Origin of the sequence: Ciceribacter sichuanensis (assembly GCF_024055605.1) — a bacterium.
Taxonomy (GTDB): Bacteria; Pseudomonadota; Alphaproteobacteria; order Rhizobiales; family Rhizobiaceae; genus Allorhizobium; species Allorhizobium sichuanense.
The window spans coordinates 187,584-211,355 of record NZ_JAMXLX010000006.1; the positions used below are offsets into that span (position 1 = coordinate 187,584).

At 62.9% G+C, this 23,772-nt stretch carries 21 protein-coding genes; 11 read left to right on the plus strand and 10 right to left on the minus strand.

Annotated elements, in window-relative coordinates; all coding sequences use genetic code 11:
* Positions 1–3: 3 nt before the first annotated feature.
* The 3 genes from NBH21_RS18250 to NBH21_RS18260 all read left to right on the plus strand — a co-directional run bounded on the left by NBH21_RS18250 (position 4) and on the right by NBH21_RS18260 (position 2,710).
* Complete coding sequence (locus NBH21_RS18250) at positions 4–240, plus strand: hypothetical protein (protein WP_250911778.1); 237 nt, start codon at positions 4–6, stop codon at positions 238–240.
* A gap of 205 nt (positions 241–445) precedes the next feature.
* Positions 446–1,588: an MFS transporter gene (locus tag NBH21_RS18255; protein ID WP_250911919.1), complete on the plus strand. Its 1,143-nt coding sequence runs from the start codon at positions 446–448 to the stop codon at positions 1,586–1,588.
* Positions 1,589–1,597: 9 nt separating this feature from the next.
* On the plus strand, positions 1,598–2,710 hold the full coding sequence (locus NBH21_RS18260; RefSeq protein ID WP_250911777.1) for an FAD binding domain-containing protein: 1,113 nt from the start codon (positions 1,598–1,600) through the stop codon (positions 2,708–2,710).
* A gap of 77 nt (positions 2,711–2,787) precedes the next feature.
* Here NBH21_RS18260 and NBH21_RS18265 read toward each other — a convergent pair whose 3' ends face one another.
* The 4 genes from NBH21_RS18265 to NBH21_RS18280 all read right to left on the minus strand — a co-directional run bounded on the left by NBH21_RS18265 (position 2,788) and on the right by NBH21_RS18280 (position 7,187).
* Positions 2,788–3,609 carry a bifunctional allantoicase/(S)-ureidoglycine aminohydrolase gene (locus NBH21_RS18265; RefSeq protein ID WP_250911776.1) on the minus strand — a complete coding sequence of 274 codons (822 nt, stop codon included), beginning with the start codon at positions 3,607–3,609 and terminating at the stop codon, positions 2,788–2,790.
* Positions 3,610–3,784: 175 nt separating this feature from the next.
* A complete protein-coding gene (locus NBH21_RS18270) occupies positions 3,785–4,822 on the minus strand; it encodes a zinc-dependent alcohol dehydrogenase family protein (protein ID WP_250911775.1) in 1,038 nt (345 codons plus the stop codon).
* 294 nt (positions 4,823–5,116) lie between these two features.
* A complete protein-coding gene (locus tag NBH21_RS18275) occupies positions 5,117–6,142 on the minus strand; it encodes an AraC family transcriptional regulator (protein ID WP_250911774.1) in 1,026 nt (341 codons plus the stop codon).
* Between the two features lie 121 nt (positions 6,143–6,263).
* Positions 6,264–7,187 (minus strand): LysR family transcriptional regulator, encoded by a 924-nt coding sequence (locus NBH21_RS18280; RefSeq protein ID WP_250911773.1) that lies wholly within the window; start codon positions 7,185–7,187, stop codon positions 6,264–6,266.
* A gap of 216 nt (positions 7,188–7,403) precedes the next feature.
* Between NBH21_RS18280 and lysA the strand changes: the two genes are divergently transcribed.
* From lysA to NBH21_RS18320, 8 genes are all read left to right on the plus strand, one after another.
* Positions 7,404–8,735: a diaminopimelate decarboxylase gene (gene lysA / locus NBH21_RS18285; protein ID WP_250911772.1), complete on the plus strand. Its 1,332-nt coding sequence runs from the start codon at positions 7,404–7,406 to the stop codon at positions 8,733–8,735.
* Between the two features lie 130 nt (positions 8,736–8,865).
* The gene (locus tag NBH21_RS18290; protein ID WP_250911771.1) at positions 8,866–10,452 is read left to right on the plus strand and encodes an ABC transporter substrate-binding protein; all 1,587 of its coding nucleotides are present in this window, start codon (positions 8,866–8,868) and stop codon (positions 10,450–10,452) included.
* A gap of 130 nt (positions 10,453–10,582) precedes the next feature.
* A complete protein-coding gene (locus tag NBH21_RS18295; RefSeq protein WP_163897973.1) occupies positions 10,583–11,521 on the plus strand; it encodes an ABC transporter permease in 939 nt (312 codons plus the stop codon).
* A complete protein-coding gene (locus tag NBH21_RS18300) occupies positions 11,518–12,408 on the plus strand; it encodes an ABC transporter permease (protein ID WP_250911770.1) in 891 nt (296 codons plus the stop codon). Before NBH21_RS18295 ends, NBH21_RS18300 begins: the two co-directional genes overlap by 4 nt.
* Before the next feature lie 10 nt (positions 12,409–12,418).
* Positions 12,419–13,417 carry an ABC transporter ATP-binding protein gene (locus tag NBH21_RS18305; protein ID WP_250911769.1) on the plus strand — a complete coding sequence of 333 codons (999 nt, stop codon included), beginning with the start codon at positions 12,419–12,421 and terminating at the stop codon, positions 13,415–13,417.
* The gene (locus tag NBH21_RS18310; RefSeq protein ID WP_250911768.1) at positions 13,414–14,388 is read left to right on the plus strand and encodes an ABC transporter ATP-binding protein; all 975 of its coding nucleotides are present in this window, start codon (positions 13,414–13,416) and stop codon (positions 14,386–14,388) included. Before NBH21_RS18305 ends, NBH21_RS18310 begins: the two co-directional genes overlap by 4 nt.
* Before the next feature lie 36 nt (positions 14,389–14,424).
* Positions 14,425–14,940: a L,D-transpeptidase family protein gene (locus NBH21_RS18315; RefSeq protein ID WP_250911767.1), complete on the plus strand. Its 516-nt coding sequence runs from the start codon at positions 14,425–14,427 to the stop codon at positions 14,938–14,940.
* 56 nt (positions 14,941–14,996) lie between these two features.
* The gene (locus tag NBH21_RS18320) at positions 14,997–16,562 is read left to right on the plus strand and encodes a D-aminopeptidase (protein WP_250911766.1); all 1,566 of its coding nucleotides are present in this window, start codon (positions 14,997–14,999) and stop codon (positions 16,560–16,562) included.
* Positions 16,563–16,666: 104 nt separating this feature from the next.
* On the opposite strand, the gene NBH21_RS18325 is transcribed toward NBH21_RS18320, so the two are convergent.
* The 6 genes from NBH21_RS18325 to NBH21_RS18350 form a co-directional block, all read right to left on the minus strand.
* Complete coding sequence (locus NBH21_RS18325; RefSeq protein WP_250911918.1) at positions 16,667–17,680, minus strand: LacI family DNA-binding transcriptional regulator; 1,014 nt, start codon at positions 17,678–17,680, stop codon at positions 16,667–16,669.
* 214 nt (positions 17,681–17,894) lie between these two features.
* On the minus strand, positions 17,895–19,175 hold the full coding sequence (locus tag NBH21_RS18330) for a D-tagatose-bisphosphate aldolase, class II, non-catalytic subunit (protein WP_250911765.1): 1,281 nt from the start codon (positions 19,173–19,175) through the stop codon (positions 17,895–17,897).
* Position 19,176: 1 nt separating this feature from the next.
* Positions 19,177–20,121: a tagatose kinase gene (locus tag NBH21_RS18335; protein WP_250911764.1), complete on the minus strand. Its 945-nt coding sequence runs from the start codon at positions 20,119–20,121 to the stop codon at positions 19,177–19,179.
* Positions 20,122–20,159: 38 nt separating this feature from the next.
* Positions 20,160–21,122 (minus strand): ABC transporter permease, encoded by a 963-nt coding sequence (locus tag NBH21_RS18340; protein WP_250911763.1) that lies wholly within the window; start codon positions 21,120–21,122, stop codon positions 20,160–20,162.
* Positions 21,119–22,636, minus strand: a complete 1,518-nt coding sequence (locus tag NBH21_RS18345) for a sugar ABC transporter ATP-binding protein (RefSeq protein WP_250911762.1) — start codon at positions 22,634–22,636, stop codon at positions 21,119–21,121. Before NBH21_RS18345 ends, NBH21_RS18340 begins: the two co-directional genes overlap by 4 nt.
* 117 nt (positions 22,637–22,753) lie before the next feature.
* The gene (locus NBH21_RS18350) at positions 22,754–23,644 is read right to left on the minus strand and encodes a substrate-binding domain-containing protein (RefSeq protein ID WP_250911761.1); all 891 of its coding nucleotides are present in this window, start codon (positions 23,642–23,644) and stop codon (positions 22,754–22,756) included.
* Positions 23,645–23,772: the final 128 nt, after the last annotated feature.

Below are 23,772 nucleotides of genomic sequence, written 5' to 3' on the forward strand. Positions count from 1 at the left end.
ACGATGGAAACCATCTCGCAAGGCCCGGTCCCTGCAAACGGAGCCATTGGACGCACAGCGGATACCGGGACGACCGAACTGCAATTCGTCGCGGTGTTCAAGGCTGCGGAATATCAGGAGGTCAGCCTTTCCTCATGGCCGACCCACACGCCGCCGGCACTTGTGGCGCAGCGCCTCAACATCAGCCTCGAGGATCTCGCGCGGTTTCCGGCGGACCGGCCCGCCATCACGCCGGGTTGAACCTTCACATGCCTTCATCACCGGCGTTGCGACAGGATCGGACGCCGGCCTTTTCCCTTAAGACAAGTTCCCCTCAAAAAGGCTTCGGACGAAGCCGGGCAGAAAGATCATGGATATCAACACAACACACCACCAGCCCGCGCAGGGCCAGCACGAACAGGGCCACCACGCCCCGGCCGGTCTCGGTACGGCGACGCTCTACGCCATGGCGGTCGCCAGCGGCATCGCGGTCGCCAATATCTACTACAACCAGCCGATGCTCGGCATCATCGAGAAGGATCTCGGCCAGACCTCGGTGACCGGCCTGATCCCGACCGCAACGCAGCTCGGCTATGCGCTCGGTCTCTTCTTCCTGCTGCCGCTCGGCGATATCGTTCACCGACGCAAGCTCATCATCGGCCAGTTCGTTATCCTCGCGGCCGCCCTTGCAATCGCCGCGATTGCGCCGTCCGCATGGTTCCTGGTCGGGGCTTCCCTGCTGGTCGGCGCGAGCGCGACGGTTGCGCAGCAGATTGTGCCCTTCGCGGCAACGCTTGCAACGCCTGAAAGACGCGGCTCCACCATCGGCACGGTGATGGCCGGCGTTCTCTCCGGCATTCTCTTCAGTCGGACATTATCAGGCTTCGTCGGCGAGCATGCGGGCTGGCGGGAAATGTTCTGGATCAGCGTTCCGCTGGCGCTCATGGCGGCCGTTCTGATGTTCTTTTCGCTGCCCGACCACCGGCCGACATCGAGGATGTACTATCGCAACGCCCTCATCTCGCTCGCCCATCTCTGGCGCGGCCAGAGGCAACTGCGCTCGGCTTCGCTGATGCAGGCCGCGCTGTTCGGCTCGTTTACCGCCTTCTGGACAATCCTCGCCTTCTACCTGCAGACGCCGCGCTTCAACCTCGGGGCTGATGTCGCCGGTCTCTTCGGTATCGTCGGAGCCGTCGGCGTGTTCGCGGCACCACTCGCCGGCCGGATGGCGGATCGTCGCGGTCCGCATTTCGTGGTCTCGGCCGGCGTGGTGCTCACGCTCCTCTCCTGGGTGATCTTCGGCGTCTGGGGTTCGCTTGCGGCGCTGGTCATCGGCGTCATCGTCCTCGATTTCGGCGTCCAGAGCACGCTCGTTTCCAACCAGCACATCGTCTATGCGCTCGATCCGGAGGCCCGCAGCCGGCTGAACACGATCTTCATGACGGCGATGTTCCTCGGCGGTGCGGCCGGTGCTGCCCTCGCCACCTTCGCCTGGGGGCATGCCGGCTGGGCGGGCGTCAGCCTGCTGGGCGCGCTGCTTGCCCTTCTCGCGCTGGTGATCCGGCTCCTCGACCGTCGTGTCGCCGTTGCCGTAGCTGCCGGCAAGTAGGAGGATGCGATGAAACCGCTGACCATCCGCATTGCCGGCGGCTCGCTTGCCGGCCTCTTCACCGCCATCCTCCTGCAGAAGGACGGCCACGATGTGAAGATCTATGAACGCTCGTCTTCCGGACTGGCCGGAAGGGGGGCGGGTCTCGTGCCCCAGGCCGAACTGTTCCATGTCCTGCGCGAGATCGGCTGCGAACATGTCGCCCGCATCGGCGTGGTGGCAAAGGAACGCATCTATTTCGACGCGGCAGGCGGCATCGCCCAGGTCGTCGCCATGCCGCAGATGCAGGTTTCCTGGGACTATCTGTTCGAGAGCGTCCATTCCCGGCTCTCTGCGGACAGCTACATCCTCGGCCGGCATGTCGAGGCGGTCCATGAGGACGAGGACGGGGTGACGCTTTCCTTCCCCGATGGAACGCGGGAACGGGCCGACCTCGTGATCGGTGCCGATGGCATAGGTTCGGCGGTCCGTGGTAGCCTCAATCGAGACGCCGCCAATTCCTTTGCCGGCTATGTGGCGTGGCGCGGGCTGGTGCCCGAGACCGCCCTGCCGGAAGAGGCATCCGTTCTGCTTGATCGCTTCGCCTTCTATGTCGCGCCGGGCATCCACGCGCTTGGCTATCTCGTTCCCGGCCCGCATGGCGAAATGCAGGTAGGGCAGCGCCGCTACAACTGGGTCTGGTATCGCCCGACGCCTGCGGAAAAGCTTGCCGCCGCCTTCACCGGCAAGGACGGAAGGCGCTTCGAGCATTCGCTGCCGCGCGGCGAGCTTTCCGACGAACGCCGCGCCTTGCTGCGCCACGATGCCTTCGACCGGCTGCCGCCGCCCTTTGCCCTTGCCATCGAAACCGAGGACAATCCCTCGATACAGGGCATTTTCGACTATGAGGCGGAGTGGATGGCATCGGGACGCCTGGCTCTCGTGGGCGACGCCGCCTTTGTCGTGCGGCCGCATACGGCCATGGGTGTTTCCAAGGCCGCCGGCGATGCCATTGCGCTGCGCGCCGCGCTTAAGGGAACGGACGACCTTTCGGCCGCCCTGTCGCGATACCAGCGCGATCGCTGGGCGGTCGGCAAGGAAATCGCCGCCTATGGCCGCAGGCTGGCGGCTTCTGCCTTGTAGCCGGCTCGTGCTCCCGGCATTTCCATTGCCGGGAAAATGGTGTCGTACCCTGCCGGATCGGCAGAGATCTCTTGCGATCAGAGGAGATCCGGGTGGCGGTTGACATCCTTGTAGAGCAGGTAGCGGAAGCGGCCGGGGCCGCCGGCATAGCAGGCCTGCGGGCAGAAGGCGCGCAGCCACATGTAGTCGCCGGCTTCCACCTCGACCCAGTCCTGGTTCAGCCGGTAGACGGCCTTGCCTTCGAGCACATAGAGTCCGTGCTCCATGATGTGGGTTTCCATGAACGGGATGATTGCGCCCGGCTCGAAGGTGACGATGTTGAGATGCATGTCGTAGCGCACGTCGGCCGGATCGATGAAGCGGGTCGTCGCCCACTTGCCGTCGGTATCGGGCATCGCATGCATGACGCACTCGTCTTCATGGGTGAAGATGGCCGGCGGCGGCTCGAGGCCTTCGACCACCTTGAAGGCCTTGCGGATCCAGTGGAAGCGGATCGGCGCATCGCTGTCATTGCGGAATGTCCACGCAGCACCGGCGGGCAGATAGGCGAAGGAGCCGGTGCGCAGCGCATGGTCCTTGCCGTCATAGCTGATCGTGCCATTGCCGTCGACGACGAAGATGCCGGCTTCGGCGCGGATATCCGGTTCGGGCTTCACGCTGCCGCCGCCCGGCGTCACTTCCATGATGTACTGCGCGAAGGTCTCGGCAAAGCCGCTCAAGGGGCGCGAGATGATCCAGGCGCGGGTGCCCTCCCAATGGGGAAGGACGCTGGTGACGATGTCGCTCATCACGGTCTTCGGGATCACCGCGTAAGCCGTGGTGAACACGGCCTTGCTGGAAAGCGTCTGGGTCTGCGGCGGCAGGCCGCCGACATCAGAGAAATAGGGGCTGTTGGTCATCATGTCGTCCGATAGCATTTGTCTCGCTGTTTAATTCGCCAATTCGGCGGCGATGTCCATGCCAATGTTTTGCGATTTCGATGGGTGACAACGCAAGGACCGGTCAAAACGGAACCACCGGCGTCGTGTCGGACGCCGGTGGCTGTTTCGGTATGCTTCAGGTATCCGGCAGATCTCAGGCCGCGAGAATGACCTTCATCGCCTTTTCGCGGGCGGCATTGCCGAAGACTTCGTAGGCGTCGAGGATCTCGTCGAGCGCGAAGCGATGGGTGATCAGCTTGCTCGGGTCGAACTTGCCGGCCTCCACCGTCTTCAACAGCATCGGTGTGGTGTTGGTGTTCACTAGGCCCATCGAGATGTTGATGTTCTTGATCCACAGATCCTCGATGTGAAGCTCCACCGGCTTGCCGTGGACACCGACATTGGCGATCTTGCCGCCGGCCGAGACGATCTTCTGGCAGATATCGAAGGTGGCGGGCACGCCCACGGCCTCGATCGCCACATCGACGCCGCGTCCGTCCGTCATTGCCAGAACCTGCGCGGCAGCGTCTTCCGCGCCGACCTGCACCGTATCGGTGGCGCCGAACTGGCGGGCGAGCGCCAGACGCGCCGGGTCCATGTCGATCATCACGATCTTGCCCGGCGAATAGAACTGCGCGGTGAGCAGCGCCGACATGCCGACCGGACCGGCGCCGACGATGGCGACCGTATCACCCGGCTTCACGCCGCCCGCCTGAACGCCGATTTCCAGACCCGTCGGCAGGATGTCGGAGAGCATGACGAGTGCTTCCTCGTCCGCCCCGGCCGGGATCGGATAAAGCGAGTTGTCGCCATGGCGGATGCGGACATATTCGGCCTGCGTGCCATCGACCGTATGGCCGAGCTGCCAGCCGCCGTCGTCGCAATGGGAATAAAGCTGCCGCTTGCAGTTCGGGCAGGAACCGCAGGAGGTGATACAGGAAATCAGGACGGGATCGCCCTTCTTGAAGTTGCGGACTGCGCTGCCGACCTCATCGACGATGCCGACGCCTTCATGGCCGAGCGTGCGTCCCTCGGTAACGGTCGGTACGTCACCCTTCAGGATATGCAGGTCGCTGCCGCAGATGGTCGTCTTCGTGATCTTCACGATGACATCGGTCGGTTCCTGCACGATCGGCTTGGGCTTCTCGACCCAGTCTTTCTTGCCCGGTCCGTTATAGACAAGCGCTTTCATCAGATCCTCCCTAGGGGGCATGCCCCTCAGCATGATATTGCAAAGATTGCACAAACCGGTCTCCTGTCCGGATGGTGGAGTGCGAAACGACACCCGCAGCCACCATAGCCAACGGGGAGGATCGCCGCTGGCTGGGCTTTGCTCCATTACGGAAGCGGATGATCGAAAACGGAAGCAATTGGCTGACGAGGCAAATCCACCGCCGCAACGGAGCGATGCTCGCCGTTCACAGAAACGGCGATTTCGGGAGGTCAGGAAATGCGGGGCGTCAGGCCCCGTTCGGCCCCCTGTCGGTCAGCTTGCCGGGAGCTTGGCCGGGCGGTTGCGCAGCGTCTGGTAAGGGCTTTCACCGAAGCGCTGGCGGTAGCTCGTGGCCATGGCGTTGAGGTTCACATAGCCCCGCGCAAGCCCGATCGAGGAGACGGTTTCGCCGGGGGGCGCTTCCTCCAGAGCCTTGCGCAGGCCGTCGAGACGGCGTGCCGTCAGGTAATCGTGCGGCGTGATACCGCGAAACCGCCTAAAGCCATCGGAAAGGCTGCGGGCGGAAATGCCGACCTCTGCGGCGATTTCGATCACCGAGAGGCCCTCATGCGCCCGTTCCTCCATCAGCCGTTCGGCCTCGCGCACATATCTGGGTGCTGCGCCGCGCGCACCGGTATCGAGGTTGAGGCCGGAGCATTCGGCCCAGCCGCGCAGCAGTTCGAGGCACAGCGTTTCCTCGATGCGTTTTTCGATCAGCGGGCTGGCGATGCGGTCGTTGCGGGCATCGACGGAACGCGTCGCATATTCCACCAGAGACAGCCAGGCGGATTGCCCCCGGCCGAAGAGAAGGCGTTTCTTCCAGAGGTCGTCTTCGGGCACGAAGCCATACCAACGCTGCGCCGTTTCCTCCATCAGGCTGTGGGGAATGGTCAGGTTGAACTGCAGGTCGTCGCCATTGGCGACATTCCAGTAGTCCGTGCGGCTGCAATCGACCACATAGCTGTCACCGGGCTGCGTATCGATGCTGGCGCCGTCGGCGAGCGGATGGCGCACGCTGCCCCGCATGGTATTGACGACGATGATATTGCCCGAGGACGGATCGAATTCATCGGCCTTCGTCGGCACGCCGAAGCAGAAGCGGCTGAGGACGATCCGGCCGATCGAAAGCGTGCGCAAGGTTGCGTTCGGGTCCGCTCCCTTGACGAGTGGCCTCGCCGCCAGCGGCATGTAGACCCTGTTGCAGAACGCGTTGACCTCAGCCCACTCCCGGGAAGCATTCAGTTTTCCGTTCAGGAGCGGCTGGCCCTGCGCATCGTAGACCAGCGCATTTTCCAGCATTCGAGCATCCTCCTCCAGATACCGCCGGCATTGTGCCCGGAAGTGTGGAGATTGCAATTGGCAGATTGAAGCATGCGACGCCCGCTTCCGATCCTCGGGCGGGATCGGCGAGGTTTTCTGTCTATTCCCTGTTCAACGCCGCCTGCAGGGTCTGGCGCATTTCGGCGGCGACGTCGGAAAGCGTGGCGATAACCCGCTCCGCCAGTCGCGAACGGCTGCTCTTGGCCGGGCGCCAGACCACGAGCGCATAGGGAACGCTGACGCCGAGGCGGCGCAGCACGACGCCCTTGCCGATGTGGTTTTCCGCCGTCAGCGGATTGATGATCGAGACGCCGAGCCCTGCCGAAACCATGGAGCAGACGCTGGCCGCCGTCGTGGTTTCGACGGCGTAGCTGCGGGTAATGCCGGCCTCGAAGAAGATGTCGTCCAGCTTTCGCCTGTAGGGGTCGTCCTGGGAGAAATAGACGAAGGGTTCGTTGTTGAAATCCTCCGGCAGCAGGACCTTTTTTCCCGCGAGAGGGTGGCCGATCGGCAGCACGCAGACCAGTTCGCCGACCTCGATATTCTGGCTGATGACGCCCTGCTGTTCGAACCGTCCCTCGGTGACGCCGAGATCGAAGACGGTGGTCGACACCTCGTGCTGCAGCGAAAGTTCTTCCAGCGAATGGAGGGAGAGATGCACGGCCGGGCGCTGTTTCTGAAGCCTCTGGGCGACGCGGGGCATGACGGATTCGGCGAAGGCCGGAATGGTGGCGATGCGGAAGTTCGCAGCATTGTAGGTGCGGATCGCAGATGCCGCGCGGCTGATCTCGTCCATGCCGACAAAGGACCGGCGCACCACCTCATGCAGCAGCAATGCCTGGTTGGTGGGGGTGAGACGCTTGCCGAAACGCAGGAACAGATCGAAGCCGATCCGCTGTTCCATTTCGCGCAATTCGCGGCTGATCGTCGGCTGGGAAGTCCCGAGTGCGGCGGCGGCTGCCGTCACGCTCTTGTTGACCATCACCGCGTTGAAAACCTCGATCTGGCGCTGGTTGAGACGCATCGCCGGTTCCTTCTCCCTGAAGCCGGGAAAAGGGCTTTTGTTCTGGCGGTTTTCCACCCCTCCCGGAAATGACGAACATCAATGTCAGCCATTTTGCATATATCAAAAATGAATAAGACGGCTTTAGCAATTATTTCCCAAGCATGACAATATCTGAAATCACTCACGCATTCGACGGCCGGACAGGCCGACATTCGTGATGGGATGACACGATACATGGCAATGACGACCCCCCGGAAAATTCAGCCAGACCAGCAGGCGTGGTTTCACTATCGCGCCGGCGAACTGCATGTGGAAGGCCTCTGTCTTACCGACATCGCGAGGGAGGTTCCGACCCCGTTCTACTGCTATTCGGCAGAGGCGATGCGCTGGGCTTATTCCGTTCTTTCCGATGCGCTGAGCCCCATCGGCGTATCGATCTGTTTCGCGGTGAAGGCGAACAGCAACATCGCCGTTCTGCGGCTCCTGTCCGAACTCGGTTGCGGCATGGACATCGTCTCCGGCGGTGAACTGGAGCGGGCGCTGGCCGCCGGCGCGCCATCCTCGCGGATCATCTTTTCCGGTGTCGGCAAGACGCGGGCCGAAATCGCCCATGCTCTCGAAACCGGCATTCACCAGATCAACGTCGAATCCGCTGCCGAAATCGAAGTGATCGCCGAGGTCGCCCGCTCTCTCGGACGCCGCGCCACCATTGCGCTGCGGGTCAACCCGGATGTCGACGCCAAGACCCATGCCAAGATCACCACGGCGACGAAGGACAGCAAGTTCGGCATCGCCATCGACGATATTCCCGAACTCTACGCAAAGGCTGCCGCACGGCCGGAGCTCGATGTACAGGGGCTGGCCGTTCATATCGGATCGCAGGTTCAGGATCTTTCTCCGTTCCGCCGCGCCTTCGCCTCGATGGCAGGGATGGTGACGGCGCTGCGTGCCAAGGGGCTCGAGGTTCCGCGGCTCGATCTCGGCGGCGGCATCGGCATCGCCTTCGGCGACAATCCGGGTCCGGATATCGCCGAATATGCCTCGATCGTCGCTGAAACCGTCGGCGATCTCGGCTGTCAGCTGACCGTGGAGCCGGGTCGCTGGCTGGTTGGCCGCGCCGGGCTTCTGGTCACCGAACTGCTTTATCTCAAGGACGGTCAGGACGGTTACGTCGCCATCGTCGATGCGGGCATGAACGATCTCATGCGCCCCGCGCTTTATGATGCCAAACACCCCGTTCTGCCGTTTCATCAGGCGAAGGGCGCGGCCGTATCGCCCCGCTACCGGATCGTCGGGCCGATCTGCGAAAGCTCTGATGATTTCGGCGCCTATGAAGGGCTCGGCGAGCTGAATGCCGGCGATCTCCTGACGTTCGACTGCGCCGGCGCTTACGGCGCCTCGATGGCATCGACCTACAATTCGCGCGATCTCGTGGCCGAGGTGCTGGTGGATGGCGATCACTTCCGCACCATCCGCCGCCGGCAGAACATTCGCGAAGTGCTGGAGCTCGAAGATACCGGCAATTGGCAGAACGGCCCTGCCCCGGCGAAGAAGGCTGCCGGCTGAACATCTTGCACGGCCCGATCCCCTGGGAGGGACGGGCCGTGAACCGTTCCGGTCCGGAACGAACCGCGGATGCGGGGCCGATGCCCCGCATCCGCGGATTGGGGAACTAACAAAGAAGAAGGAGAACTGAATGCTTGATAAACTGAAACTCCTGGTGACGACCGGCCTTCTCGGCCTGACGTTGATGTCGCCGGCTCTTGCCGCCGACCACACGCTGCGGATCGCCTATACCGAAGATCCGAAGACGGCCGACGTCCAGAAGACCTCGGATGCCTACACGCTGCCGCTCAACCTCTTCGACCGTCTCGTCGAAGCCGAGACCAGCGGCCCCGGCCAGTCGAAGCTCACCGCCGGCCTCGCCGAGAGCTGGGACGTTTCGGAAGACGGCAAGACCTACACCTTCCACCTGCGCAAGGGCGTTCTGTTCCACAATGGCGAAGAACTGAAGGCCGATGACGTCGTCTTCACCTTCGACCGCATGCTGGACCCGAAGACCAAGGCGCTCGGCACCGATATTCTCGATTTCGTCGATGGCGCCAGCGAGCGTCTGGACGGAACCGCCACCTCCGTTCGCGGCCTGCAGGCCGTCGACGATTACACGGTCAAGATCGTCCTGAAGGAGCCCTATGCCGCGTTCATCGCGCTGATGGCGAGTCCGCAGGCCTCGATCTTCAATCGCAAGTTCACCGAGCCGCTCGGCGACCAGTTCGGCCTTTCGCCGGAGACTACCAACGGTACCGGCCCGTTCGTTCTCAAGGAATATAACCTGAACGACAGCCAGGTCATGGAAGCCAACGAGAACTACTACAAGGGCCGGCCGAAGCTGGACCGGATCGTGGTGCGCGTCGTGGCCGATGCCGAAACCCTGCGCATGCTGTTCGAATCCGACGAACTCGACGTGTTCGACGTCGACTACGCCACGACGCAGCTGCCCTACTTCCTCTCCAGCGACAAGTGGAAGGACCAGATCCGCTCCGGCCCGCGCGTCGGCATCTACTATTACAACATCAACCAGGCGGTGAAGCCCTTCGACGACGTGCGCGTCCGCAAGGCCTTCCAGATGGCGATCAACCGCCAGGAAATCCTCGAGAAGAACTTCTACGGCAAGGGCATGATCGAAAACGGCGTCATGCCGCGCGGTGTGACCTGCTATGCTCCGGCGACCCCGATCGAGTACAATCCGGAAAAGGCCAAGCAGCTTCTGGCCGAAGCCGGCTATCCGAACGGCGTCGACATCAACCTAACGCAGGTCAGCAGCTGGTCGTCGAAGTGGTCTGACATGAACCAGATCATCCAGTCCCAGATCAAGGCGTCCGGTTTCAACGCCCAGATCAAGATGATGGACGAGTCTGCCTACCTCGACGCCCGCAAGGCCGGCACCGTCGATAACTACACGCAGACCTGGTCGGCCGACTTCAACGACCCGGACAACTTCTTCTACACCTTCTTCAGCAAGAGCGGCACGGCCGTGCGCGGCTACAACAACAACGATCCGGAAGTCTTCGCAGCACTCGACAAGGCGCGCACGATGACCAATGCCGACGAGCGTTGCGCCCTCTACCAGAAGATGAACGAGCGGATCGTGCAGGAAGATGCGGCCTGGGTACCGCTGTTCAGCCTCGATCACACCTATGTCGTACAGCCGCGCGTGAAGAACTTCACCGTTCCGTGGAACGGCTGGAGCGACATGAGCTACTACCAGATGGAAGTCGAGTAAGACCTATTGCGCGGCGGGTCTCGTTGGAGATCCGCCGCCTCCGCCTGCTCTCGTCCATCCTTCCCGGTTCCTTGAAGCCCGCACCGGTGCGGCCTTCGATCCGGCGACCGACCATGAAAGAAACCCACCGATGCTGATGTTTGCTATAAAGCGCATCGCGGCTTCGATCCCTGTTCTGATCGGCATCACTGCGCTGCTCTTCGTCATGCTGAACGTCATTCCGGGCGATCCGATCGCGCTCCTGATGAAGGAGCATGCGAGCCCCGAGGTTATCGAGCGCGTGCGCGCCCAGATGCATCTCGACGATCCGCTCATCACCCGCTACTTCCGCTTCCTCGCGGGCGCGGTGCAGGGCGATCTCGGCATGTCGATCAAGCTGAACCGCAGCGTGACGACGCTGATCCTCAACGCCTTCCCGAACACGCTCTATCTGGCGGTCTGTGCGGCAATCGTCTCATGGGTGATCGGCATTCCGGTGGGGGTTCTCTCGGCCGTGCGGCGCGATTCCGCGCTCGACCATTTCTTCATGGGCTTTTCGCTGCTCGGCGTTTCCATGCCGATCTTCTGGTCGGCGCTTTTGATGCAGTACATCTTCGCGCTCAAGCTGAAGTGGCTGCCCGTTTCCGGCTTCTACGGCTTCGAATACGTGATCATGCCGGCCATCGTGCTGGGCTGGAGTTCGGCGGGCGTCATTGCGCGCCTCACCCGCTCGAGCCTTCTGGAAGTCATGCGGCACGACTATATCCGCACCGCCCGCGCCAAGGGCCTGCGCGAGATCAAGGTCATCATGCGCCATGCGCTGAAGAATTCGCTCATTCCGGTGGTGACGATCATGGCGATCCAGGTGGCGAGCCTGCTGTCCGGCGCGGTCATCACCGAGGCGATCTTCGGCATTCCCGGCGTCGGCCGTATCTCCGTCAACGCCATCCAGGCCCGCGACATGCCGCTGCTTCAGGGATCGGTTCTCTTTGCCACGGCGCTGGTCATTTTCGGCAATCTGGTGGCCGACATTCTCTATTCCGTTCTCGATCCCCGCATCCGCCACCAGATGAAGGGAGGCGCGAAATGACCGAAGTGACCGCAGCTCCGGAAGACATCATCGAAAGCGTGGAAAGCGACAGCTTCCTGCGCGACACCATTCGGGTCTTCCGCAAGAACAAGATGGCGATGGTGGGCCTGATCCTCGTCAGCCTGCTCTTCCTCGTCGCCTTCTTCATCCCGATCATCAGCCCGCACGATCCTTACCGGGTGGCGCTGGACGAACAGTTCCTACCGCCGTCTTCCAGCTACTGGCTCGGCACCGACAATTTCGGCCGTGACCTGCTGACCCGCATTCTCTATGGCGCGCGCATCTCGCTGCTGGTGGGTATCGTGCCGAGCTTCATCTCGCTGATGATCGGCGCTGTCATGGGCATCGTCAGCGGCTATTACGGCGGCAAGATCGATTTCATCATCATGCGGCTGGCCGACACGATGATCGCCTTTCCCTCGCTGCTGCTGGCGATGGTGGTGATGTATACGCTCGGCGCCAACCTCTTCAACATCTTCATCGCGCTCAGCCTCGTCGGCTGGGCAGGCGTTGCGCGCGTCGTCCGCTCGCAGACGCTGGCGCTGAAGGAGAAGGAGTTCATCGAGGCCGCCCGCGCCGTCGGAACGACGAGGGCGAAGATCATGGTCCGCCACATCTTCCCGAACATCGTGCCGACGCTGATCGTTCTCTTCTCGCTCAGCATTCCCGAGGCGATCATGTGGGAATCGAGCCTCTCCTTCCTCGGCGTCGGGGTTCAGCCGCCGGAAGCGAGCTGGGGCCTCTTGGTCGCAAAGGGCAAGGAATACCTGTTCGCCTCGCCGCTCGTCGCCATCATGCCCGGCGTCGCGATCTTGATCACGGTGCTTGCATTCAATTTCATCGGCGACGGTCTGCGCGACGCGCTCGACCCCTACATGAAGGACTGAAGCCGTGACGATGACGGATCAAAACCAGTTGCTGAGCGTGCGCAACCTGCGCACCGATTTCCGCGGCCATCGCGGTGCCGTGCGGGTGGTGGACAATGTGTCCTTCGACGTTGGCCGCGGCCGGATCGTCGGCCTCGTCGGGGAATCCGGCTCCGGCAAGAGCGTCACCTCGCTCTCGCTGATGGGCCTCGTGGCGTCGCCCTCCGGCCTTGTTACCGCCGACAGCATCATGTTCGACGGGAGCGATCTGACCAAGCTCACCCCCGACCAGCTGCGCCACAAGCGCGGCCGCGACATGTCCATGGTCTTCCAGGAGCCGATGACCTCGCTCAACCCTGTGCGCACCATGGTGCAGCAGGTCGGCGAACCCCTGTCCATCCATACGGATCTCGGCCGGCGCGCCATTCGCGACAAGGTGCTGCACATGTTTGAGACGGTGGGCATCCCCGAGCCCGCCGCGCGTCTCGACGCCTATCCGCACGAGCTCTCGGGCGGCCTCCGCCAGCGTGCGATGATTGCGATGGGCCTCATCTGTGAGCCTAAGCTGCTGATCGCCGACGAGCCGACGACGGCGCTCGACGTGACCACGCAGGCCCAGATCCTGCGGCTGATGGTGGCGCTGCGCGACCGGATCGGCACGGCGATCATCATGATCACCCACGATCTCGGCATCATCGCCGAGATGTGCGACGAGGTGAACGTGATGTATGCAGGCCAGATCGTCGAGCAGGCCGATGTCTTCGACCTCTTCGATCGGCCGTCGCATCCCTATACCCGCGGCCTGCTCGCCTCTATCCCGAAGGCCACGGAAAAGCGCACCGGCGAGCGCATGAGCAGCATCAAGGGCGTCGTGCCCAATCTGGCCAAGCTGCCGCAGGGCTGTCGGTTCCACCCCCGCTGCGGCGACGCCATGCCGATCTGCAGCGTCAAGTCGCCGGAACTCGTCGATCTCGGAAAAGGCCACAAGGCCCGCTGCTGGCTCCACGACAAGCAGGGAGCCGCGGCATGAGCGAAGTCCTCATTTCCACCGACCAGCTGACCAAGTATTACCGCATGAGCGCCGGCTTCCTCGGCTCGCGCGACAAGGTGATCCGGGCAGTCGACGGCGTCAGCCTCGAAATCTACGAGCGGGAAACCTTCGCGCTGGTGGGCGAATCCGGCTGCGGCAAGACCACGCTCGGGCGTGCCATGCTGCGGCTGGTGGAGCGCACCGCCGGCAGCGTCAACTATCGCGGACAGGACCTTCATTCGCTCGACGAAGGCTCGATGCGGGCGCTGCGCAAGAAGCTGCAGATCGTGTTCCAGGATCCGTTCGCCTCGCTCAATCCGCGCATGCGGGTGAAGGACATTCTCGCCGAACCGTTGAGGGCGCATTCCTACGGGACAGAAGCCCAGATCGAGGAACGCTGCCAGGAACTGCTCGAAGTGGTGGGCCTGCGACCGCACCTGATGCGGCACTATCCGCACCAGTTCAGCGGCGGCCAGCGGCAGCGCATCGGCATTGCGCGAGCGCTCGCCAACAACCCGGAATTCGTCGTCTGTGACGAGGCCGTGTCGGCGCTTGACGTATCGATCCAGGCGCAGGTGCTGAACCTCCTGCGCGACCTGCAGGAACAGCTGAAGCTGACCTACCTGTTCATCACCCACGATCTCAGCGTGGTCAGGCAGTTTGCCGATCGCATCGGGGTGATGTTCCTCGGGCGGCTGGTGGAAGTGGGGACCACGGAAGAGATCTTCTCCAATCCGCGCCATCCTTATACCATGTTCCTGATTTCGGCCGTGCCGCGCGCCGATCCGCATCAGCGTAACCGCGAGCGTCCGGTGCTGGTGGGCGACATTCCGAGCCCGGTGAACCTGCCGAGCGGCTGTCGCTTCCACACGCGCTGCCCCTATGCCAAGGATATCTGCCGCACGGAAGATCCGGCGCTGGTGACCAATGACGGCCGGGGCGTCGCCTGTCATTTTCCGCTGGGCGAATAAGCCCGGCGGCTCTGTAAGGTTAGGGAAGGAAAGAACGTGGACCTGATCGTGAAGAAGATCGGCGACGAGCTGTGGGAAGCCCGTCATGGCGACCGGAGCTGGCGTTGCGCCGTTGGCCGCGGCGGCATTCATCTCGAAAAGACCGAAGGCGACGGCGTGAGCCCGGTCGGCTGCTGGCCGATCCGGCATGTCTATTACCGCGCCGACCGCATGGAAAAACCCGCGACCGCCCTGCCCTGCACGCCCATCGACCGCCTCGACGGCTGGTGCGACGAGCCTTCCGATCCGCAGTACAACCGCAAGATTCGGCTTCCCTACGCGGCAAGCCATGAGGAGCTGTGGCGGGAAGACGAAGTCTACGACATCGTCGTGGTGCTCGGCCAGAACGACGATCCGGTGGTGCCGGGCGCCGGCAGCGCGATCTTCCTGCATCTCGCACGCGAGAACTATTCGCCGACGGCCGGCTGCGCAGCACTTTCCCGCGAGGACCTTCTGGAATTTCTGGCTCGGGCCGGACCGTCCGTCAGCCTCTGCTTCAGCGACGCGGCCTGATCCCGCGTCGCATTCAACTCGCTACCCTTCATTGATAGAAATCCGGATACCTCGTCATGTCGACGATCGACACTGCCGCGCTCGAACGGGCGCTGAACCTCCTTCCCTCCCGCTGCAAGGGTCCCGGAGGCGTGGCAGGGGTGGTAAAGGACGGCAGGATCGTCGCACGGCGCGCATGGGGTTTTGCAGACACCTATCGCCGGCTTCCAATGACGGCGGCGACACGCCTGCCGATCTGCTCGATTTCCAAGCATTTCACCTGCGCGCTGCTGCTCGACCTGTTCGACGACCCCGCCTCGCTCGACGCGCAGGTCGCCGATTTCCTGCCCAATTATCGCGACCCGCTGCCGACGGTGGCGGAGCTTTGCCACAACCAGTCGGGCCTGCGCGATTACTGGGCGCTGACGGTCCTGCAAGGCGCGCTGCCGGAGATGAGTTTCCGCCGCGAAGATGCGCTGCCGCTGATCGCCCGCTCGAAGACCGATCATTTCCGGGCGGGCACGCTCTATTCCTACAACAACGCCAATTTCCGCATTCTGGCCGAGCTGATCGAGCGCGGAACCGGACGCGATTTCGGCGAGCTTCTGTCGGAGCGCCTGTTTGCGCCGGCTGGCATGAAGACGGCGGTTCTCTCGCCGGATGCGCGCCATCCGCTCGATGGCGTCATCGGCTACGAGGGCAATGACGAGGTCGGCTTCCTACCCGCCGATAATGGCGTCTACTGGTTTGGCGATGCCGGCATTTCGGCCGCGCTGGACGATATGCTGGCCTGGGAAGTCCACATCGACGCGACGCGGGACGACCCGGAAAGCCTCTATAACCGCCTGACGGCGCCCGTAACCTATGCCGACGGTTCGCCTGCGGATTATGGCTATGGCCTGCGTCGCGACAGCTGGGCGGGCGTGAGGTTCACCGGCCATGGCGGCGGCCTTCGCGGTTTCAGCTCCTATCGCCTGCATGCCGCAGAAGAACGGCTTTCGGTGGTGGTGATGTTCAATCACGACACCGGCACCTCTACCTCCGCGATCGCGCTGATGGAGGCGGCCCTCGGCATGCCGCCCCGGCAGAATGCCTCGGTCAGACCGGAAGGATGGGACGGGTTGTGGCTGGATGAGGAGCGTGGGCTGATCCTGCGCACCGTTCAGGACGCCACCGGCGTCAAGCTCTATTACAGCCCGTCGCCGTCGCGCCTGACGGTCGGCACCGATGGCATCGCCCGTGGACAGGGATTGCGCCTGGAAAAGGACGGCGAGGCGCTGGTCATGCATCGCAGCCAGGAAAACCTGCATGTCAGGGCGCGACCGCTTGCCCGCATCGATTATGCCGACGGCAGCGAAATCGCTGGCCTCTACCATTCCGACGAGCTGGATGCCGACCTCGAGATCGAGGCACGCGACGGCGCGGTGCATGCCCTCTTCAAGGGCATGCTGGGGACGGGACCGATGGAGCGGATGTATCCGCTCGCCGAAGACATCTGGATCGTCACCTCCCGCCGCTCCATCGACGCATCGCCACCTGGTGACTGGACGGTCAGGGTTCGCCGCAACGCCGATGGCTCTGTCGCCGGCCTCGCTATCGGCTGCTGGCTGGCCCGTAACATCGATTATGTCCGTGTGGGATAAATAGCGTGCTATTGACGCTATCGAGCCTCTCGGGTTTTTGGGACGGTTGCGAGCCGGGCGTCGAAACGTCCGCTCCATCTTCAGGGCTTCCCGCTCCCTGCCGGTCAGGCGGATTCGCGCAGGATGATTTCCGCGTTGAGGAGAACCTGTTCGTCGTGTTCCGGGGTCGAGCCGGCGTCTTCCTCGCCGAGTTTGCGCAGCAGAAGCTCCATGGCGATGCGGCCGATGTCGTTGTAGCTCTGGGCGACCGTGGTGATGGGCGGACAGGCGTAGCGTGACAGCGGATGGTCGTCGTGGCCGGCGATGCGAAGTTCGCGGTCCGGGCCGCGCCCGACCTTGATGCCGGCATGATAGGCGGCTGAAATCGCGCCGAAGGCCACGCGGTCGTTGGCGCAGAGAACCGTGCCTGTGGGGAAGCCGCCGTTTTCCAGAATACGCAGCGTTTCCTCATAGCCGAATTTTTCGAAATCCCAGCCCGCGGTCTTTGCAATCGGCAGCACGATCGGCTCCATGCGCAGCTGCGACATGGCCTCGATATAGGCCATCTCGCGGGTGCTGGCATTGGTGTTGACCGGCGGCATCCCGAGATAGCAGGGCGGCTCGCCCGAGCGACATAGATAGTCGACTATCAACTGGAAGCTCTGCCGGTTGTTGGTGCCGACGAAGGGCGAAGTGTCGTCCAGCGGCGAGTCGACGAAGATCAGCGGAATGGATTCGGCCAGCGACCGCAGCGTCTCGTGATGCGACTGCACGCCGAGAGGCGCAATGATCGCGCCGGCGACGTTCATCGACTTGAACGTCTCGATGGCGCGGGCCTCCATCTCGGCATTGCCGTCGGAAGACAGGACGAAGGCAAGGAAGCCGGAGGCATTGGCGATGAGTTCCACCCGCCGCGTCAGCGCCATGTAGAACGGGTCGGTCGAGTTCGGGATGATGATGCCGAGGATATTGCTCCGCCGCCGGTTGAGATTGACAGCGAACATATTGGGGCGGAAGCCGCTCTGCTTCAGCGCCGCCTCGATCAGGTCGCGCGTCTTGCGGCGGACCGAACCCGGATCGTTGAAATACTTCGAGACGGTCGGTCGTGACAATCCGACAAACTCGGCAAAGTCCTCCATGGTCCTGATGAGCCTGTCTTCCAAATTCGCTTTCACCCCGTTTCTCAATCGATTTAAATTATAGCTTCATGGTTTCAACCAGAACTTCCACGCCGCTGCAAGCCGCAGCTTAGAGCGCATTTCGATCTGTTTAAATCAGATCGGCGCTCCAGGACTTCCTTTTTGAAGCATAGTCTTGTCGATCCTCGTTTCACTCCGGTCGGATATTGCTCTATCAGGCGCGGCAGGCTTCGAAATAGTCTTCCAGAACGTGGTCGACGGCTGCAAGCGCCAGCGCCTCGGCCTGAGGCTTCACACGTCCCTCGCGGACCGCCGTATAGCTTGCCTGAAGGTACTGGCTGATCAGCGTTTCGGGGATCTCGACGCCGTCGAGGATGGCGAAAAGCTCGCTGACGGCAGCGTTGATCTCGGGATGCGGCCAGTAGTAGCGGATGCGGTCGCTATAGCTGAAATGCCGCTGCAGGCGCTGTTCGTCCGCCGTGCCGTGATAGTATTTTTCCCAGTTCTTCGGCTCCGCGGTCAGAACGCTCTCGACGGTATCGAGCAGGGTTTCGCGGCGCTTGCCGGGGAAGAGGAAATCGGCGGCCCGGTCGAGACCGTAGAAGGCCTCACGAAGCGCAAAGGTCAGGCCCGGACCGACCTTCAGGATGGAGAAGCCGTCCAGCACCAGCCGGCGCAGCGCGTCGCGGGTCTGGTAGTCGGTGGAATGGGCCTCGAACACCATGCCCGGCATGCCGGCGAGCGTGGCGCTGAGTGCCGCGGCCTTTTCCGGCTCGTAGGCGATGACATTGTGGTTGCCGAATTCTACGCCCGGCTGGACGACGGCTCCGACGGCGCGGGAAAAGGCGGATTCGACGCCGGCGGCTTCGAAGGCCTCGCGATGGACTTCGACCGTCTTCAACGCTGCCTCGGGCTTTGTGACTTCCAATACGTCGAGTTCTTCCATCGCGCCGCCGGGGATCGGAACCTCGGTGCCGACGATATAGACCGGCTGGACGCCGTGCGAGCCGACAAGTGCGGCCTCGGCGACGCTTGCAAGACGCGCTGCGCGCTCGGCGGTGACGGCATCGGGAAGCGCGACCGGCTCGCCGGCGCAGCCCATGCTGGTATCGAGGTGGAGCTTGGTGAAGCCGGCGCGGGCGAATGCGTCGATCATCGTGCAGGCCTTGGCCATGGCCTCATCGGCGGGAAGGTTCTTCCACGGATTGGGGCCGAGATGGTCGCCGCCGAGGATTAGCCTGTCGAGCGGGAAGCCGGTCTTTTCGGCGATCTTCTCGACGAAGACCCGGAAGTCGGCGGGCGTCATGCCGGTATAGCCGCCGTCCTGGTTCACCTGGTTGCAGGTGGCCTCGACCAGCAGGTGCTCACCCCTGGCGAGCGCATGCAGCATGGAGGCCTCGATCACCATCGGATGCGCCGAGCAGATCGAGGGGATGCCCTTGGAGCCGGCGCGCTGACGCCAGGTTGCGATGTCCGAAAGATAGTTCTGCCGCATGTCAGGCCCTGCCTTGCGTCTTGATGAGGGTTTCGAGTTCAGCCCTGGTGGAAGCGCCTTCCATCGGGCCGGCCCTGGTGACGGCGCGTGCGCCGGAAGCATTGGCGTAGAGCAGCGCTTCGGCCGGGCTTGCGCCCTGCAGCCAGAAGGTCACGAAGGTCGCGCCGAAGCAGTCCCCCGCCCCGGTCGGGTCGACTTCCACGACGTTGAAGCCTTCGAGATCGAGCCGCGTGTCCCTGTCGAAATAGCTGGCGCCCTTGTTGCCGCGCTTGACGACGATTGCCTTGATGCCCCTGGCGAGCAGTTCGGCGACGGCGGCGTCTTCCGTCTTTGCCTCGGCAAACAGGAAGAGTTCCTCGCCGCTCGGCATGAACAGGTCGGTTTTTGCGAGCACCGTCTGCAGCGCCTCGCGCATGCCGGGGCTGTCGAGAGTTTCCGGCCTGAGGTTCGGATCGAAGGAGACCGTGCCGCCGGCCGCCTTGATGCGCTCGACCGCCGTCAGGATGCTCTTCACCACGCTCGGCGCATAAAGGGCCGTGCCCATGACATGCATGTGCGTGCAGCCGTCGATCATGGCGAGCGTCTTTTCGGAGAGATCGATAGTGCCGCAGGCGCTGTGGCGGATGTTGAAGACGAAGGCGCGGCTGCCGTCCTCGCGGTAGCGCACGAAGGCGCTGCCGGTGGTGCCCTGCGGAACGACCTCGATGCCGGAGACGTCGACGCCGTCTTCCGTCAGCCGGTTGATGTTGACCCAGCCGAAATCGTCATCGCCGACGCGTGAGACGATGGCGCATTCCTGGCCGAGCTTGCCGACCTGATCGATGAAGATCGCCGGCGCGCCGGAGGGGAACGGGCCGATCAGGGGAACCGCTTCGCGAAAGCCGTTACCGCGGTTGGTGGCGACGATCTCGACGAGGATTTCGCCGATGGTCAGGATTTTTGACATGGGACGACTGCTCGCTTTCGAGTTTTACTGGCGTCGGTTCACTGTCTGGCCCGCTTCGAGCGGACGTCGAGACCGACGGCGATGAGGATCACCAGGCCCTTGACGATGAGCTGGTAGAAATAGGGGACGGACATCATGTTCATGCCGTTGTTCAGCACGCCGATGATGAGCGCGCCGATCAGCGTGCCGACCATGGTGCCGACGCCGCCGGCAAGGCTGGTGCCGCCGAGAACGGCTGCGGCGATCGCATCCAGTTCGTAGCTCATGCCGGCATTGGTCTGGGCCGAGAACAGGCGCGACGAGAGCAGCACGCCGGAGATCGCCGCCATCACGCCGGAGATCATGAAGATGACGATCTTCAGGCGGTCGACATTGATGCCGGAGTAAAGTGCTGCCTCGCGGTTGCCGCCGGTCAGATAGGCGCGGCGGCCGAACTTGGTCTTGCTGAGCAGGATGTGGTTGAACAGGAAGAGCACGGCGACGAACCAGATGACGATCGGGATGCCGATGAAGCTCTGGGTGCCGATGGCCGTCCATGTCGGCTCGGTGATCATGGCCGGCGCGCCATTGGTCGGCAGGCTGACGAGGCCGCGATAGATGCCCATCGTCGCCACCGTGACGATGAAGGATGGCAGCAGGAATTTCGCCGTCAGCACTCCGTTCACCGAGCCGAGCAGGGCGCCGGCGAGAAGCGTCAGCGCAAACGTCGGCAGGAAGCCGAGGCCGAAGGCGAAACACTGGGCGGCGACCATGCCGGCAAGCGCGATGATCGAGCCGATGGATAGGTCGATCTCGCCGAGCAGGATGACCCAGGTCATGCCGAAGGCGGCGATTGCGATGACGGCCACCTGCTGCAGCACGTTGAGGAAGTTGGCGAGCGACATGAAACGCGGGTTCATGACGGAGAAGATGACGCACAGCACGATGAGCGACAGAAAGATGCCGCCATACTGTTTCATCAGTCGCATAAGGGCAGCATTGGCTGCAGTCTTGTCGGTCATGATACTGTTCCCGTCGCAAAGCTCATGATTTTTTCGGGAGAAATCCGGTCGCCGGATACGGTCGCGGTCATGCGGCCTTCGCTCATGACTGCAACGCGATCGCTCATACCGATGATCTCGGGGAGTTCGGAGGAAATGAGCAGGATCGCCGTGCCCTCCGCCGCCAGCTGGCGGATGATCTTGTAGATTTCATACTTGGCCCCGACATCGACGCCGCGTGTCGGTTCATCAAGGATCAGGATCTTCGGCCTGGTCAGCAGCCATTTGGCCAGCACGATCTTCTGCTGGTTGCCGCCCGAAAGCGTGCCGGCGATTGTGTCAAGCGAGGCCGTCTTGATGGCGAGGCGCTTCACCTCCCGATCCGCTGCATCGCGTTCGCTGCGACGCTTGAGGAAGCCGAGAAGGCCCGAGAATTTATCGAGCGCCACCACCGAGATATTGGCCTCGACGCTGTGGCTGAGGACGAGACCCTCTTCCTTGCGGTTTTCCGTGACGAAGCCGATGCCGCGGTTGATGGCATCGATCGGCGAGGAAATGGAGACCGCCGAACCGTCGATCGAAATCGTGCCGGCGGCGATATGGCCCATGCCGAACAGGGTGTTCATCACCTCCGAGCGGCCCGAACCGACCAGCCCGAAGAAGCCGAGGATTTCGCCGGAACGCACGTCAAAGGAGACGTCCTCGAATTCGCCGGTTCGCGACAGTCCGCTGACGGTCAGGACAGGCTTTTCAGTGAGCGCCGGAGCCGGCACATCGCGGGGCGGATAGATCGCGTGCATGTCGCGGCCAACCATCATCGCGATCAGTTCGTCGATGGTGGTGTCGTTCTTCTCGCGGGTGGTGATATAGGCGCCGTCGCGCACGACGGTGATGTCGTCGCTCAGCCGCATGATCTCTTCCATCCGGTGCGAGATGTAGATGATGGCCACGCCGCGCGCCTTCAGCCGCGCGATGATGTCGAACAGGATCTCGGCTTCGCTGTCGCTGAGCGAGGACGTGGGTTCATCGAGGATAACCACCTTCGCATCGACGCTGAGCCCCTTGGCGATCTCGACAAGCTGGCGCTGCGCAATCGACAGGTCGCCGACCTTGTCGCTCACCGACACCGGCAGCTTCAGGTCCGCGATGATGGCCTCGGCCTTGCGGGTGAGCGCGCTGTCGCTGATGAAGCCGGCTCTCGACGGCTCGCGGGTCGCGAGAATGTTTTCCGCAACGGAGAGATTGTTGCAGAGGCTGAGTTCCTGGAAAACGATCGTCAGCCCCGCCTTTGCCGCTTCCTGCGGATTGGCCGGCGCATAGGGCTGGCCGCCGAGCGTGATCTCGCCGGAGGTGACCTGATAGACCCCCGCGAGGATCTTCATCAGCGTCGATTTTCCCGCGCCGTTTTCGCCCAGGATGGTGTGAACCCGTCCGGGCCGGACTTTCAACTGCATGTTCTTGAGCGCGGTTACAGCGCCGAAAACCTTGGTCACATCCTTGATTTCAAGGATGGCATCATTGCCGGTGGCAGGCATGGCATCACCCTTCGCATCGTCGTGCCCGGCGGCTCGAAAAGGAGTTCGAGCCGCCGGCAACCGAGCGGTCCTTGCCCCCGAGGGGACAAGGTGCCTTGGGAGGCGTTTCGGTAAAGGTTACTTCTTGACGTAGACGCCCGGAACGATCGGCTGGTCGGCCGGTACCGTTTCGCCGGCAACGAGCTTCACGGCGCTATCGACGGCGAGCTTGCCCATCTGGTCCGGGAACTGCTGGATGACGCCGACCATATCCGGATCGTTATCGACGGCGGCGATTGCTTCCGGCATGCCGTCGAAGCCGATGACCTTGACCTTGCCGGTCAGGCCCGCGGACTTGACTGCAACGGCTGCAGCAAGCGCTGCGTCGTCGCCGAAGCCGAAGATGCCGGCGATATCCGGGTTGGCCTGCAGCATGTTCTGGGCAACTGCCAGGGCTTCGGCGCGGGTGATGCCGGTCTGGATCGAAACGATCTTGATATCCGGGAACTTGGCAATGGCTTCCTTGAAGCCGTTGACGCGGTTCACCACCGACTGCACCAGCGGGTAGTCGATGATGGCGACATTGCCCTTGCCGCCGAGCTGTTCGGCCATCAGTTCGCCGGCCTTGACGCCGCCGGCATAGTTGTCGGTGCCGATGTAGGAGGCAACCTGGGTGCCTTCGACCGGAACGTCGACGGTGATGACCTTGATGCCGGCTGCTTCAGCGCGCTTGACGGCGGCGAGAGCGCCCTTGCTGTCGACCGGCGACATGATGATGACGTCGACGCCCTTGACGATGAAGTCTTCGATATCGGCCAGCTGCTTGTTCAGGTCCTGATTGGCGATCGAGATCTCGAGCTTGACGTTCTTGGCTTTCGCCTCTTCGGTGATGGCCTTGGCCAGCTCGTTATAGAACGGATGCTGCTGCGTCAGCAGCGAAGCGCCGATGCCTTCCGCCTGCGCTGCGACTGCGGCCATGGTGAAAGCGGCAGAGACGAGGAGCGACTTGGCGATGCGAGAAATGGACATGATTTCCTCCCTGTTGATGCAAGAGACCAGTTGGCGTGGTCATCAAGACTGGCGGCCTCCCTTACCAGCTGATGCGCCTTATCAACCATTAAACTTTCCGTGCGTCAACTTTAAAATCCTTGCGCGTA

What these genes read in the sequence shown, in the direction of transcription:
- NBH21_RS18250 (WP_250911778.1), top strand. Translation starts at nt 4, where the DNA reads ATGGAAACCATCTCGCAAGGCCCGGTCCCTGCAAACGGAGCCATTGGA.
- NBH21_RS18255 (WP_250911919.1), top strand. Translation starts at nt 446, where the DNA reads ATGGCGGTCGCCAGCGGCATCGCGGTCGCCAATATCTACTACAACCAG.
- NBH21_RS18260 (WP_250911777.1), top strand. Translation starts at nt 1,598, where the DNA reads ATGAAACCGCTGACCATCCGCATTGCCGGCGGCTCGCTTGCCGGCCTC.
- NBH21_RS18265 (WP_250911776.1), bottom strand. Translation starts at nt 3,609, where the DNA reads ATGACCAACAGCCCCTATTTCTCTGATGTCGGCGGCCTGCCGCCGCAG.
- NBH21_RS18270 (WP_250911775.1), bottom strand. Translation starts at nt 4,822, where the DNA reads ATGAAAGCGCTTGTCTATAACGGACCGGGCAAGAAAGACTGGGTCGAG.
- NBH21_RS18275 (WP_250911774.1), bottom strand. Translation starts at nt 6,142, where the DNA reads ATGCTGGAAAATGCGCTGGTCTACGATGCGCAGGGCCAGCCGCTCCTG.
- NBH21_RS18280 (WP_250911773.1), bottom strand. Translation starts at nt 7,187, where the DNA reads ATGCGTCTCAACCAGCGCCAGATCGAGGTTTTCAACGCGGTGATGGTC.
- lysA (WP_250911772.1), top strand. Translation starts at nt 7,404, where the DNA reads ATGGCAATGACGACCCCCCGGAAAATTCAGCCAGACCAGCAGGCGTGG.
- NBH21_RS18290 (WP_250911771.1), top strand. Translation starts at nt 8,866, where the DNA reads ATGCTTGATAAACTGAAACTCCTGGTGACGACCGGCCTTCTCGGCCTG.
- NBH21_RS18295 (WP_163897973.1), top strand. Translation starts at nt 10,583, where the DNA reads ATGCTGATGTTTGCTATAAAGCGCATCGCGGCTTCGATCCCTGTTCTG.
- NBH21_RS18300 (WP_250911770.1), top strand. Translation starts at nt 11,518, where the DNA reads ATGACCGAAGTGACCGCAGCTCCGGAAGACATCATCGAAAGCGTGGAA.
- NBH21_RS18305 (WP_250911769.1), top strand. Translation starts at nt 12,419, where the DNA reads ATGACGGATCAAAACCAGTTGCTGAGCGTGCGCAACCTGCGCACCGAT.
- NBH21_RS18310 (WP_250911768.1), top strand. Translation starts at nt 13,414, where the DNA reads ATGAGCGAAGTCCTCATTTCCACCGACCAGCTGACCAAGTATTACCGC.
- NBH21_RS18320 (WP_250911766.1), top strand. Translation starts at nt 14,997, where the DNA reads ATGTCGACGATCGACACTGCCGCGCTCGAACGGGCGCTGAACCTCCTT.
- NBH21_RS18325 (WP_250911918.1), bottom strand. Translation starts at nt 17,680, where the DNA reads ATGGAGGACTTTGCCGAGTTTGTCGGATTGTCACGACCGACCGTCTCG.
- NBH21_RS18330 (WP_250911765.1), bottom strand. Translation starts at nt 19,175, where the DNA reads ATGCGGCAGAACTATCTTTCGGACATCGCAACCTGGCGTCAGCGCGCC.
- NBH21_RS18335 (WP_250911764.1), bottom strand. Translation starts at nt 20,121, where the DNA reads ATGTCAAAAATCCTGACCATCGGCGAAATCCTCGTCGAGATCGTCGCC.
- NBH21_RS18340 (WP_250911763.1), bottom strand. Translation starts at nt 21,122, where the DNA reads ATGACCGACAAGACTGCAGCCAATGCTGCCCTTATGCGACTGATGAAA.
- NBH21_RS18345 (WP_250911762.1), bottom strand. Translation starts at nt 22,636, where the DNA reads ATGCCTGCCACCGGCAATGATGCCATCCTTGAAATCAAGGATGTGACC.
- NBH21_RS18350 (WP_250911761.1), bottom strand. Translation starts at nt 23,644, where the DNA reads ATGTCCATTTCTCGCATCGCCAAGTCGCTCCTCGTCTCTGCCGCTTTC.